The organism is Thiomonas sp. X19, assembly GCF_900089495.1.
In the GTDB taxonomy this organism is placed as follows: domain Bacteria; phylum Pseudomonadota; class Gammaproteobacteria; order Burkholderiales; family Burkholderiaceae_C; genus Thiomonas_A.
In genome coordinates, this window is record NZ_LT605203.1 from 1,587,060 (window position 1) to 1,600,727 (window position 13,668).

Annotated in this window: 7 protein-coding genes and 2 pseudogenes; 5 read left to right on the forward strand and 4 right to left on the reverse strand. The window is 66.2% G+C overall.

The features are described 5' to 3' along the window. Nucleotides 1-35: 35 nt before the first annotated feature. Nucleotides 36-1,058: an IS30 family transposase gene (locus THIX_RS07440; protein WP_112485721.1), complete on the reverse strand. Its 1,023-nt coding sequence runs from the start codon at nt 1,056-1,058 to the stop codon at nt 36-38. 133 nt (nt 1,059-1,191) lie between these two features. Here THIX_RS07440 and THIX_RS07445 point away from each other — a divergent pair, with 133 nt between their 5' ends. Then, nucleotides 1,192-1,986, forward strand: coding sequence for a helix-turn-helix domain-containing protein (locus tag THIX_RS07445; RefSeq protein ID WP_112485722.1), 795 nt, complete (start codon nt 1,192-1,194; stop codon nt 1,984-1,986). Between the two features lie 79 nt (nt 1,987-2,065). Here the strand turns inward: THIX_RS07445 and THIX_RS24040 are convergent. Next, nucleotides 2,066-2,254 (reverse strand): annotated as a pseudogene (locus tag THIX_RS24040) (Lrp/AsnC ligand binding domain-containing protein); the annotation flags it as partial. Between THIX_RS24040 and THIX_RS07450 the strand changes: the two are divergent. Next, nucleotides 2,247-2,589 (forward strand): annotated as a pseudogene (locus THIX_RS07450) (arginase family protein); the annotation flags it as partial. The pseudogenes THIX_RS24040 and THIX_RS07450 sit on opposite strands and share 8 nt — an antisense overlap. A 55-nt stretch (nt 2,590-2,644) precedes the next feature. On the opposite strand, the gene THIX_RS07455 reads toward THIX_RS07450, so the two are convergent. After that, the gene (locus tag THIX_RS07455) at nt 2,645-2,932 is read right to left on the reverse strand and encodes a DUF1330 domain-containing protein (protein ID WP_112485723.1); all 288 of its coding nucleotides are present in this window, start codon (nt 2,930-2,932) and stop codon (nt 2,645-2,647) included. 1,363 nt (nt 2,933-4,295) lie between these two features. Continuing rightward, a complete protein-coding gene (locus THIX_RS07470; protein ID WP_199195248.1) occupies nt 4,296-5,216 on the reverse strand; it encodes a LysR family transcriptional regulator in 921 nt (306 codons plus the stop codon). 87 nt (nt 5,217-5,303) lie between these two features. Here THIX_RS07470 and metE point away from each other — a divergent pair, with 87 nt between their 5' ends. The 3 genes from metE (at nt 5,304) to THIX_RS07485 (ending at nt 13,589) form a co-directional block, all read left to right on the forward strand. Beyond that, the gene (gene metE, locus THIX_RS07475) at nt 5,304-7,823 is read left to right on the forward strand and encodes a 5-methyltetrahydropteroyltriglutamate--homocysteine S-methyltransferase (protein WP_112485725.1); all 2,520 of its coding nucleotides are present in this window, start codon (nt 5,304-5,306) and stop codon (nt 7,821-7,823) included. 122 nt (nt 7,824-7,945) lie between these two features. Then, on the forward strand, nt 7,946-8,698 hold the full coding sequence (locus THIX_RS07480; protein WP_112485726.1) for a hypothetical protein: 753 nt from the start codon (nt 7,946-7,948) through the stop codon (nt 8,696-8,698). 154 nt (nt 8,699-8,852) lie between these two features. Next, nucleotides 8,853-13,589 (forward strand): glutamate synthase-related protein, encoded by a 4,737-nt coding sequence (locus tag THIX_RS07485; protein ID WP_112485727.1) that lies wholly within the window; start codon nt 8,853-8,855, stop codon nt 13,587-13,589. Nucleotides 13,590-13,668: the final 79 nt, after the last annotated feature.

Consider the following 13,668-nt stretch of genomic DNA (forward strand, 5'->3'; position numbering starts at 1 on the left):
GGCGGTTTCAAGTGCGAAGCGCAACGCCCTTGGGGTTAATGGACGGGAGAGGGTTCTTGGGGGTTGACGAGGATTTCCGCGAGCACCTGCAGTGGCGACCTCCAGCCCAGGGTTTGGCGCGGCCGGGTGTTGAGGCTGTCGGCGATCGCGTCGAGTTTTTGCTGCGAGTAGACCGACAGATCCGTGCCCTTGGGCATGTACTGGCGCAGCAGGCCGTTGGTGTTCTCGCAGGTGCCGCGCTGCCAGGGGCTGTGCGGGTCGCAGAAGTACACCCGCACGCCGGTGGCGGCCGTCAAATCGGCATGCCGACTCATCTCCCTGCCCTGGTCGTAGGTCATGCTCTGGCGCAGCGGCGCCACCAGGGATTGCAGCTTGGTGGTGAAGGCTTGCAGCGCCGATGCCGCCGTGGAGTCGGGCATCTTGGCCAGCAAGACGGCGCGGCTCATGCGTTCGACCAGCACGGCCACAGCCGACTTGTTGCCCGCCCCCTTGATGAGGTCGCCCTCCCAGTGGCCGGGCATCAGACGATCCTCGATCTCGGGCGGGCGCACATGAATGCTGACCATCTCGGGGATCTGGCCGCGGCGGTCGGTGCCGCGCGAACGCGGCAGGCGCTTCCCATGGCCCTGGCGCAGGCAGGCGATGAGTTCGCGCCGCAGCTCGCCCTTGGGGTGGGCGTAGATGGCGTTGTAAATCGTCTCGTGGGACACGTGGCGGCTGGAATCGTCAGGATAGGTGCGCTTGAGCGTAGCGGCGATCTCCTGGGGCGACCACTTCCACGCCAGCATCTCGCGCACCGCACCCCAGAGCACGCTGCTGGGGGCCAGCTTCGCCGCTGGACGGCTGGCGGCGCGGCGCCTGGCGCGCAGGGTCTGCCCCACCATGGCGTCGTAGCTCCCCGCGCTGTCTTGGGCATTGCGGGCAAGCTCCCGCGTCAAGGTCGAGGGCGCACGGCCCAGTCTGCGGGCCATGGCCCGCAGACTGACCTTCTCGGCTTTCCAGATCTCAATGCGCATGCGTTCGGCGGGTTGAAGCTGTCGGTACGTCGTTCTTGTCATTCACGGCACCTTACCGGATGGCAAGGTGTTGCACTTCAGATTTGAGCCCGCCAACCCTATTGTCCGTTTGACGCATCAGCGGCATATAGTGAAATAACGACACCGCATCGCGCCAATCGGCGAGCCGAGAACCATGCACGAAACCGCGCAACACCTCCACATTCCCCCCTTCAGCAAAGAGTTGCCGGGTCCGATTGCCTTTCGCACCGCCAACATGCCTGCGCATGCCACCTATCCACAGCACAGCCATGCCTGGGGCGAGTTTGTCTACGCTTTCAGCGGGGTGATGGAAATCAAGCTGGGAGACAGGCATCTCCTGGCGCCGCCGCAATACGGCGTCTGGCTTGCGCCGAATCTCGAGCATCGGGGGCTGAACCGGCAGGCGGCTTGCCACGGCTCGCTCTATATCGCCGAGGAATTGTGTGGGGCACTCCCCAAGACCTGCTGTGCGCTGGTGGTCAGCCCCCTGATGCGGGCGTTGCTGGATCATCTGCGGCAGCATGCTCCGGTATTGCCGAGACCGGATGCAGTGAATCGGCTGCTGCAAGTTTTGGTGGATCAGTTGACCACAGCAGCTTGTGCGGGCAGCTATTTGCCCATGTCGGAGGACCCGCTGCTGAACCCGTTGTTGCTGGGACTGGAGGCCAACCCTGGCGACACGCGCTCAGTGGCGGAATTGGCCAGCTTGGTGCACACCACCGAGCGCACCCTGATGCGCCGTTGCCAGCGGGAGTTGGGCATGTCGCTCGCGCAATGGCGCAAGCGCTTGCGGGTTGTCAGCTCCATGCCGCGGCTGCAGTCTGGTGAGACCGTCGAGAACATCGCGCACGACCTTGGGTACAGCACATCTTCGGCGTTCATCAGCATGTTCCGCCGCCTGATGGGGGCCACGCCCGATGAATATCGCAAGGGCGCTTCGGCCTCTTGACCTGTCGACGCTCGGCCACGACGTATCGCATGCGGCTGAATTGCACAAGGTCGCCTCCCGACCCTAGCTTGCCCGATGGCTAGACCTTGTGCGTGGACAACAGCAGGCTGGTCTCCGTGCTGGCGCTGCCTTCAATCAAGCGGATGGCACTGAGCACCCGGTCGAACGCTTCCAGCGAATCGGCCTGCAATTTGGCCACGATGTCCCAGCGCCCGTTGGCCGAGTGCAGCGCCGTCACGCTGCGGTGGCCCCGCAGACTGCGCATCACCCCGAGAGGCAATCTGCACGGCATGCCCGTGGCCTGCCTCTGTGGGCACAGGCCCTTGTCCTTGGCGTTGTCTGGACTGGACGACGACGCACATCTGCATAGGAGCTTTGACGTTGATTTTCTCGATCCGGATATCGCCGGGTGTGGGTGCCACCATGCGTGGCGGACCGGCCTATCGCGAGGCTCAACTTTGCATGGAAATGATCGTGGACACGGGCAGGCTTTCCTCACTCGACGTTGTGGAACTCAACCCGGCTTTCGACGTCTGCAATCGCACGGCCGGCATGGCGGTGGAATTGATCGAGAGCCGGTTCGGACGATCGACCCTGATGCGGTGCCGAGTTCGCCGGCTTGGGCTTGTTCACCACGCATTGAAGGTGTGCGAGATGTTCACACGCCTTCAATGGCCAGCAGGCTGCCAAGCGAGGCGCCCTGGCGGATCGCGATCAGCGTCTTGTACTGCGGCGAGGTGTAGAACGCCTGCAGATGCGCCATGTCCGGAAATTCGAGGATGACCTGGCGCCGCGGCACGTGGTCGCCCTCCAGCACTTCGACGGCGCCGCCGCGCACCAGATAGCGCCCGCCATGGGCTGCAATCAGCGCCGGCACTTGCTGACGGTAGGTTTCGTAGGCGGCGGGATCGGTGATGTCGATGTCGGCGTAGATGTAAGCGGCCATGGTGGTGCTCCTTGTGGTCGTGTGATTGAAGCGGCGAGTTCGACTGCATCTTCAATTTAGACCGAAATGCCAAATGGCAACTCGGTCATGCCCACGGCGCTGCGGCTATGGGCGCCGCTGTCAGGGCCGAAGGAGGCAGAGAACTCGGGGCGGACGCTCAATGTGCCGCACGAGGCTCAACCGGGCGCGTCGCTGCCATCCTGCGGGAACAACAGCTCGAAGAGGGCTCTGGTCGCTTGCACCGGTAGCCTTCAGGCATTGTGGTGCCCAACTGGCTAGGGCCTGTTCACGCCATTTCTCCATCTGCGTTGCCCCCAGACGGGGATGGCTGCAAGGCGGAGGGCGCCGGCAAGGGTGAACCCTTGCCAAGACCGACAACGCCGCAGACGCCTCGTCTGGGGGCAACCCTGCAGGACGGGGGACTGGGCAGCGCATTGCGGCGCGGCTTGCGCCTTGCACTGCATCTGCCCAGTCCCTCGTCGCAGGTGGAGAAATAGCGTGAACAGGCCCTAATTCATGGATGGTTGGCCATTTCATACAGTCCTCCTTTTCGGGGGCGACAATTTGCGCCGCTGCTCCCCGATGGACTGCGGACAAGATGCCAAACGTTCCCGGGCGCACGTCAAGCGGTCATGCTTGGATGGGTCGCCGACCCCGAATGGGCGACACCGGCTGGTGCGCGCGGCGGGAAGTCCGCCAGCCTCGCGCCAGCGCGCACCACGGCCAGCCAGTCTTCGGGATCGAATTCCACGCCGATGGGGTTGTCTGCGAAGCTCGGGTTGTATAGGAAGGCGTTGGCCTCGCTTGCTGGTTGGTGGTGCGCCGTCCGCAGCCGGCATCAGCACGTCCAGGTTGATGAAGGCGAAGCGGTGGTGTTCGTCGTCGGTGAGGAAGGCCATCGCCGGGTGCTGGATGCGGGCGTCGAACACCGCGTGGTACCACGCCAGCATCTGCTCGAAGCGGCGGGTGCGATAGACGATGTGAACGAATTTGGCTGGCGAGCGAGCGTGGACCATGGTTGTGTCCCTTTGCGGTATGGGGGCGGCTACGAGCCAGGGCCTGTCGATCGCCGACACGCCCTGGTGGAGGGCTCAGGTCGTCCGCCAGATGCCCGAACGCTGCAGGCCAGCCCCTGTGCCCAATAATGAAAATACATTCAGTCACATGCGCTGCACAAAGTCACCGCGAGAGCCGCGAGACCCGCAAGATCGAGACATCGACTTCTCGCACTGCACTGGTTTGCTGGCACGGGCAATTGGTGGGACGCAGGCTTGCAGCCCTGGGCAGCGCCTTTGCGCTTTTACGTTGGGGCTTGATGCGGCCCTGCGGCCGCCGCAACCCGATGCCCGGCCTATACCGAATGTCAACCCTGCGCTTCGCGCGCCTGCTCGCTGCCGCGCACCAGTTCGACGAATTCGCGCAGATAGGCGCGATGGGCCAGTTCGGCCGGCATGGCGGCGAACAGTTCGCCGCGCAAGGCGGGTGCCCCCAGCGGGCGGCCGACCACATAGCCGCGTTCCAGATAGGGCAGGGCGGCCCAGCGCGGCAGCACCGCGATGCCGCGTTTGCTGGCCACGAGTTGCACGATGGCGGCGGTGAGTTCGGCGCTGCGGCGCGCGGCGGGGCGCACGCCGGCGGGGAGGAGCAACTGGCGCATCACGTCGAGCTTGTCGTCGGGCACCGGGTAGGTGATGAGGGTCTCGGCGGCAAAGTCGGCGGCTTGCAGCGCGGGCTGTGCGGCGAGTGGATGGTCGCGCGCCAGCAGCGCGACGAAGTCGAAGCTGAACAGCGCCAGCACGACAAACGCGGCCGAAGGTGGCGGGGCTTCGTGCAGCACGGCCAGGTCGGCACGGCCGTCCAGCACCGGCTGCAGCGGGTCGGCGAGAAAGCCGGAGAGCAGGTCCATTTCCACTTCCGGCCAGCGCGGGCGCAGCGCGTCCATCGCCGGCATCAGCCAGTCGAAACAGCTATGGCATTCCACCGCGATGCGCAGGCTGCCGCTCTGCCCCTCGCGCAGTTGCGCCAGCGCCCGCTCGGCGTCGCGCACGCGCGGCAGCACTTCGGCGGCAAGGTCCAGCAGACGCTGCCCGGCGGGGGTGAAGCGCACCGCGGGCTGGGTGCGCTCGAACAGGCGCTGGCCGTAATGGTCCTCCAGCACCGCAATCTGCCGCGACAGGGCCGATTGCGTCAGATGCACGCGCAGCGCAGCGCGGGTGAGACTGCCGGTTTCAGCCAGGGCTTGCAGGGTGGAGAGATGCCGCAGATCGAGTGGACTCATGATCAAAACGCATGGTTTGCATGAAAACAATTCGCTTGAATCATAGTTTGGGTCGGGTGATGATGCAATTTTTCGCATCAATCCAGGAAAATCATGATTCGCACGCATACCCTTGGCTATCCCCGCATCGGCCCCCAGCGGGAATGGAAATTCGCCCTCGAAGCGTTCTGGAGTGCCCCCGACAGTCCGCAAGCGGACTCCCGCCGAGGAGGTCAAGGACACTCGGGAGCCGCCCAGCGTTTCCTTGAGGTCACAAAAAGCAGCGAGGCCGAACTCGCCGCCACCTGGCAAGCCTTGCGCCTGCAGCAATGGGCCGATCAACGCGACGCCGGACTGGACATGGTGGCCGCGGGCGACTTCGCCCCTTACGACCACATCGCCGCCATGACCCTGCGCCTGGGCGCGGCACCGGCGCGCTTCGGCTTCGGCACGGCGCATTCGTCCTGGGCGCGGCATTTCGCCCTGGGTCGCGGCACCGCCAGCCAGCCGGCGCTGGAACTGACCAAGTGGTTCGACACCAATTACCACTACCTCGTGCCGGAAATCGGCGCCGACACCCGCTTCACCGCCGATGCCGCTGATCTGGCGCATGAACTGGCGCTGGCCCGTGAGCATGGCCACGCCGCCAAGGTGGTGCTGCCCGGGCCTCTGACCTGGCTGAAACTGGGCAAGAGCCGCGACCCCCACTTCGACCCGCTGACCCTGCTGCCGGGCCTGATCGACGCCTACGCCCACATCCTGCGTGACGTGCATGGCGCTGGCGCCGCCTGGGTGCAGCTCGACGAGCCCATCCTCGCGCTCGACCTGCCGCACGCCTGGAAGGCCGCTTTCCGCGTTGGTTATGCCCAACTCGCCGCAGCACTGGAAGAAGCAGCGCCCAAGCTGCTGCTTGCCGTGTACTTCGGCCCGCTGGAAGACAACCTCGACCTGGCCTGCAGCCTGCCGGTGGATGGCCTGCATGTGGACCTGGTGCGCGGCCGCGCCGAGGCCGCCTGGGTGGCCGAGCGCCTGGGCGCGGGCAAGGTGCTGTCGGCCGGGGTGATCGACGGCCGCAACATCTGGCGCGCCGACCTGGACGACGCGCTGGCGCTGTTGCGCAGCCTCAAGCGCGATGGCGAGATTTGGATCTCGCCATCATGCTCGCTGCTGCACGTGCCGGTGGATTTGGAGATCGAAGACCAGCAAGGAAGCGCCGGGCCGTCCCAAGCTTCCTTGACCCCCTCGGGGGGCGACGCCGGCAAGGCCGGCGTCTGGGGGCGCAACCAGCAAGGAAGCGCCGGGCCGTCCCAAACTTCCTTGACCCCCTCGGGGGGCGACGCCGGCAAGGCCGGCGTCTGGGGGCGGACCATTCCGCAGCCCTTCAAAGGCGGCATGGCCTTTGCGCGCCAGAAGCTGGGTGAAATCAGCCTGCTGGCGCAGGCGCTGCGCGAGGGCGAATCTCCCGGCGCCGCCATCAGCGCCGCGCTGCAAGCCGCCCGCGCCGCCCGCGCTGCGCGTCTGGCCCATCCCAGCGTGACCCGTGCCGAACTGCGCGCCCGCATGGCGGCGCTGCCGTCGGGCCAGCGCGCCCACGCCTACCCGCAGCGCGCCGTGGCGCAAGACGCACGCTTCAAGCTGCCGGCGCTGCCCACCACCACCATCGGCAGCTTCCCGCAAACCGCCGACATCCGTGCCTCCCGCGCCGCCCGCAAGCGCGGCGAGATCGACCAGGCCGAGTACGAGCGCCGCATGCGCGAGGCCATCTCCCTGGCGGTGCGCAAGCAGGAGGAACTGGGTCTGGACGTGCTGGTGCACGGCGAGGCCGAGCGCAACGACATGGTGGAGTACTTCGGCGAGCAGTTCGAAGGCGTGCTGTTCACCCAATACGGCTGGGTGCAGAGCTACGGCTCGCGCTGCGTCAAGCCGCCGGTGATTTTCGGCGACGTGCTGCGTCCCAAACCCATGACCGTGGCCTGGAGCGCTTACGCCCAGAGCCTGACGACCAAGCCGATGAAAGGCATGCTCACCGGCCCCGTCACCCTGCTGCAATGGGCCTTCGTGCGCGACGACCTGCCGCGCAGCGAAGTGGCCCTGCAACTGGCCCTGGCGGTGCGCGACGAGGTGCAGGACCTGGAAGCCGCCGGCATCGGCATGATCCAGATCGACGAGCCCGCGTTCCGCGAAGGCCTGCCGCTGCGCCAGCGCAACTGGCAGGCCTACCTGGACTGGGCCGGCCGCGCCTTCCGCCTGTCGGCCAGCGGTGTGCGCGACGACACGCAGATCCACACCCATATGTGCTACTCGGAGTTCAACGACATCATGCCGGCCATCGCCGCGCTCGATGCCGACGTCATCTCGATTGAGACCAGCCGCTCCGACATGGAACTGCTGCACGCTTTCGGCGAATTCCAGTATCCGAACGCAATCGGCCCCGGCGTGTGGGACATCCACTCCCCCCGCGTGCCCGGCCAGGCCGAAATGGAACGCCTGCTGCGCAAGGCGCTGGCCGTCATCCCCGCCGCTCGCCTGTGGGTCAACCCCGATTGCGGCCTGAAAACCCGCGGCTGGCCCGAAACCGAAGCGGCATTGCGCAATTTGACCGGTGCGGCCAAGGCGGTGCGGGGCCAAAGCTGATTGAGCGTGGATCGTTTGGCGCTGTGTGGAACGAGCTGCGCCCAGCTTGCAGGTGCTGTTGGAAACCCGCGCCGCGGGCACGCACGACGGCATCGGAGTCATCTTCACGCACAATTCCCCGCATGGCCCGCCAACCCCGACTCTGTGTTCCCGGTCTGCCGCATCTGGTGCAGCTCGTGGCTGCGCCCGGGATGCGCCCCTTGGCGCTGGAGGAGCAGCGCGCGCGTTTCCTCGGCTGGATGGCGGGGTCCCTGGAAGCCTTTCCCACGCAGCTGCACGCCTACAGCCTGCTGCACGATGGGGTGTGGATGCTGCTGACGCCGCATGCGCCCAAAGGACTCTCCGGCTTTGTGCAGACCTTGGCGCGTCGGGCCAGTCGGGTGCTGGGGGAGGAGCAAGCCAAGCAAACTCTGCCGGACATGCCAGTGCCGGAGCGCCGGCCGATGTGGGCCGGGCGATTCCGCAGCGCTGTGCTTGAGCCCGCAGCCTGGGCCTTGCCGGCGATGGTTTGGGTGGATGACGCGGCGCGCCGGGCGGAGCTGGTGGCAACGGGGCAGGTGTGGCCCTGGAGCAGCCAGTCAGCGCATTGCGGTCTGGGAGCAGGCGGCAGCAAGGCACCGGCATTGCAGTTGCCGTCGGCCTATTGGGCCTTGGGCAACACCCCGTTCGAGCGCGAGGCGGCCTACACCCAGCTCCTGCTCGCCGGGCTGCATGCGCAGCGCGTGCGGGAGCTTGAGCAGGCCTTGCGCAGCGGTTCGGCACTTGGCGAGGCGAACTTCCTGGAGCAACTGACGCAGCGCAGCGGCCGTCGGCTTCGGCCCGCGCTGCGCGGGCGGCCACGCAAGCAAGGAGAGACACCGGGCAGCGCCGGGTGAAGGCCGAGATCATGATTATTTATTATGTCCCTAAATAAAATTTTCCGACTAAAGTTTCCTAATAAATAGGGACAGAAAATAAGATTTTGCTTGCGCCCCCTGCTGCGCTGCAGTAGATTCGTGGCTTCTCCTCTCCCTCGCCGCGGAGCCTGCCATGTCCACGCCCCAGTCTGAAATTTCCGACCTCGCCCGCAACGGGCTGTACAGCCCGAGCAACGAGCACGATGCTTGCGGCGTGGGTTTCGTGGCGCATATCAAGGGCATGAAGTCGCACGACATCGTGCAGAACGGCCTGCTCATCCTCAAGAACCTCGACCACCGCGGCGCGGTTGGCGCCGACAAGCTGATGGGCGACGGCGCCGGCATCCTGATCCAGATTCCCGACGCCTTCTACCGCGCCGAGATGGCGGCGCAGGGTGTGGAGCTGCCGCCTTACGGCGAATACGGCGTGGGCATGATCTTCCTGCCGCGCGAGCAGGCTTCGCGCCTGGCCTGCGAGCAGGAAATCGAGCGTGCGGTGCGTGCCGAAGGGCAGGTGCTGCTGGGCTGGCGCGATGTGCCGGTGGACGCCGACATGCCCATGTCGCCCATGGTGCGTGCGAAAGAGCCGGTCATCCGGCAGGTGTTCGTCGGCCGCGGCCCCGACGTGATGGTGACCGACGCGCTGGAGCGCAAGCTGTTCGTCATCCGCAAAACCGCCAGCCACGCCATTCAGCAACTCGCGCTGCGCCACGGCAAGGAGTATTTCGTGCCGTCGATGTCGGCGCGCACCGTGGTCTACAAGGGCCTGCTGCTGGCCGACCAGGTGGGCGAGTATTACAAGGACTTGAAAGACCCGCGCGTGGTCTCGGCCCTGGCGCTGGTGCACCAGCGCTTTTCCACCAACACCTTCCCCGAATGGCCGCTGGCGCACCCCTACCGCCTGGTGGCGCACAACGGCGAGATCAACACGGTGAAGGGCAACTACAACTGGATGCGCGCCCGCGAAGGCGCGGTGTCCTCTCCCGTGCTGGGCAATGATCTGCAAAAGCTCTGGCCCCTGATCTACCCCGGCCAGAGCGACACCGCCAGCTTCGACAACTGTCTTGAGCTGCTGCTGATGGCGGGCTATCCGCTGTCGCACGCCATGATGATGATGATTCCCGAGGCGTGGGAGCAGCACGCGCTGATGGACCCGCGCCGCCGCGCCTTCTACGAGTACCACGCCGCGATGATGGAGCCGTGGGACGGCCCGGCGGCCATTGCCTTCACCGACGGCCGCCAGATCGGCGCCACGCTGGACCGCAACGGCCTGCGCCCGGCGCGCTACATCGTCACCGACGACGACCTCGTCATCATGGCGTCCGAGTCCGGCGTGCTGCCCATCCCCGAGAGCCACATCGTCAAGAAATGGCGCCTGCAGCCGGGCAAGATGTTCCTCATCGACATGGAGGCCGGACGCATCATCGACGACAAGGAAATCAAGGATCAACTCTCCGGCGGCCGGCCGTATGGCCAGTGGATCGAGAACCTGCGCATCCGCATCGACGACCTCGACCACCTCGGGCATCCGCAGGCATCGGTGCTGCCGCTGCTCGACCGTCAGCAGGCTTTCGGCTACACCCAGGAAGACCTCAAGTTCCTCATGGCCCCCATGGCCGAGAAGGGCGACGAAGCCGTGGGCTCGATGGGCAACGACGCCGCGCTGGCGGTGCTGTCCAACCGCGCCAAGCCGCTGTACAACTACTTCAAGCAGTTGTTCGCGCAAGTGACCAACCCGCCCATCGACTCGATCCGCGAGAACATGGTGATGTCGCTGGTGTCCTTCATCGGCCCGCGCCCCAACCTGCTGGACATCAACCAGGTCAACCCGCCCATGCGCCTGGAAGTCAGCCAGCCCGTGCTCGGCTACGACGACATGGCGCGGCTGCGCTCCATCGCCCAGCACACCGGCGGCAAGTTTCGCAGCTACGAAATCGACATCTGCTATCCGGTGGCCTGGGGGCAGGAAGGCATCGAAGCGCGCCTCGCCTCCATCTGCGCCGAGGCGGTGGATGCGCTCAAGAGCGGCCACAACATCCTCATCGTCACCGACCGCAATGTGAGCGCCGAACGCGTCGCCATTCCGGCGCTGCTGGCCATGAGCGCGGTGCACCAGCACCTCATCGCCCATGGCTTGCGCACCCAGACCGGCTTGGTGGTGGAAACCGGCAGCGCCCGCGAAACCCATCATTTCGCCGTGCTCGCGGGCTACGGCGCCGAGGCCGTGCATCCGTATCTGGCGCTCGACACCATTGCCGAAATGGCGCGCGGTCTGCCGGGCGATCTCAGCGCCGACAAGGCCATTGACAACTACATCAAGGCCATCGGCAAGGGCTTGCAGAAGGTCATGTCCAAGATGGGCATTTCCACCTACATGAGCTATTGCGGGGCGCAGATTTTCGAGGCCATCGGCCTGTCGCGCGCCTTGGTGGACAAGTACTTCACCGGCACCACCAGCCAGGTGGACGGCATCGGCGTGTTCGAGGTGGCGCAGGAAGCGCTGCGCATGCACCGCGACGCCTTCGGCGACAACCCGGTGCTGGCCACGATGCTCGACACGGGCGGCGACTATGCCTGGCGCACGCGCGGCGAGGAGCATCTGTGGACGCCCGACGCCATCGCCAAGCTGCAGCATTCCACGCGCTCGAACAACTTCAACACCTACAAGGAATATGCCCAGTTGATCAACGACCAGTCGCGCCGCATGCTCACGCTGCGCGGGCTGTTCGAGTTCAAGCTCGACCCGGCGAAGGCCATCGCCATCGAGGAAGTGGAGCCGGCGTCCGAGATCGTCAAACGCTTCGCCACCGGCGCCATGTCGCTGGGCTCCATTTCCACCGAAGCCCATGCCACGCTGGCGGTGGCGATGAACCGCATCGGCGGCAAGAGCAACACCGGCGAGGGCGGCGAAGATCCGCTGCGCTACCGCCCGGAAATGCGCACGGGTTCAGCCGGCATCCAGGACGGCGACACCCTGGGCAGCGTGCTCGGCGTCGAGCGCGTGGTGAGCGACATCCCGCTCAAGGCTGGCGATTCGCTGCGTTCCAAGATCAAGCAGGTGGCGTCGGGCCGCTTCGGCGTCACCGCCGAGTACCTGACTTCGGCGGATCAGATCCAGATCAAGATGGCACAGGGCGCCAAGCCCGGCGAGGGCGGCCAACTGCCCGGCGGCAAGGTGTCCGAGTACATCGGCATGCTGCGTTACTCGGTGCCGGGGGTGGGCCTCATTTCGCCGCCGCCGCACCATGACATTTACTCCATTGAAGACCTGGCGCAGCTCATCCACGACCTGAAGAATGCCAACGCGCGCGCCTCCATCAGCGTCAAGCTGGTGTCCGAGTCCGGGGTGGGCACGGTGGCCGCCGGCGTGGCCAAGGCCAAGGCCGACCATGTGGTCATCGCCGGGCACGACGGCGGCACCGGCGCTTCGCCGCTCTCGAGCATCAAGCACGCCGGCACGCCCTGGGAGATCGGCCTGGCCGAAACCCAGCAGACCCTGGTGCTCAACCGCCTGCGCGGGCGCATCCGGGTGCAGGTGGACGGCCAGCTCAAGACCGGGCGCGACGTGGTGATCGGCGCGCTGCTGGGCGCCGACGAATTCGGCTTCGCCACCGCGCCGCTGGTGGTCGAGGGCTGCATCATGATGCGCAAATGCCACCTCAACACCTGTCCGGTGGGCGTGGCTACGCAAGATCCGGCGCTGCGCAAGAAGTTTTCCGGCAAACCCGAGCATGTGGTGAACTACTTCTTCTTCGTCGCCGAGGAAGTGCGCTCCATCATGGCGCAACTGGGCGTGCGCAAGTTCGAAGATCTCGTGGGCCGCGCCGACCTGCTCGACGCCCGTCCCGGCATCAGCCACTGGAAGGCGCGCGGGCTGGATTTCTCCCGCGTGTTCCACATGCCGGCCGTGCCTGCCGACGTCGCCCGCCGCCAGGTCGAGGAGCAGGACCACGGTCTGGCCAAGGCTCTCGACCATGTGCTGATCGAACGTGCCCGGCCGGCGCTGGAGCGCGGTGAAAAAGTGCAGTTCATCCAGAACGTGCGCAACGTCAACCGTACCGTCGGGGCCATGCTCTCCGGCGAGGTGGCAAGGCGCTACGGCCACGACGGCCTGCCCGACGACACCATCCACATCCAGATGGAAGGCACCGGCGGCCAGAGCTTCGGCGCCTTCCTGGCGCGCGGCATCACCATGTACCTCATTGGCGACGCCAACGACTACACCGGCAAAGGCTTGTCGGGCGGGCGCATCGTCGTGCGGCCGACCATCGAGTTCCGTGGCGAGGCGCAGAACAACATCATCGTCGGCAACACCGTGCTCTACGGCGCGATCGAAGGCGAGGCTTTCTTCCGCGGCGTGGCGGGCGAACGCTTCGCCGTGCGCAACTCCGGCGCCACCGCCGTGGTGGAAGGCATCGGCGACCACGGTTGCGAGTACATGACCGGAGGCACCGTGGCGGTGCTGGGCGAGACCGGGCGCAACTTCGCCGCCGGCATGAGCGGCGGCGTGGCCTACGTGTACGACATCGACGGTCAATTTGGCCGCCGCTGCAATGCGTCCATGGTGGCGCTGGACAAAGTGCTGCCCGCCGCCGAGCAGAAGGCGCAACTTGCCGAAGCCCTATGGCACCGTGGCCAGAGCGACGAAGCGCAACTGCGCAAGATGCTGCAAGACCACCACCGCTGGACCGGATCCTTGCGCGCACGCGAACTGCTCGACAAATGGGAAGAGTCGCGCGGCCGCTTCGTCAAGGTGTTCCCACACGAGTACAAGCGTGCACTGGGCGAAATGGCTGCGAAGCGCGAGGCGCAGGCCGCCACGGCCAGGGCCAAGGCGCCCGCAGGCAACGCGAGCGTGCCAGCCAAGTGATCGAGCAGGCTTCTCCCCACCCCAACCCTCCCCACATGTGGGGAGGGGATCAACTCCTCCCCCACGCAGTGGGGGAGGC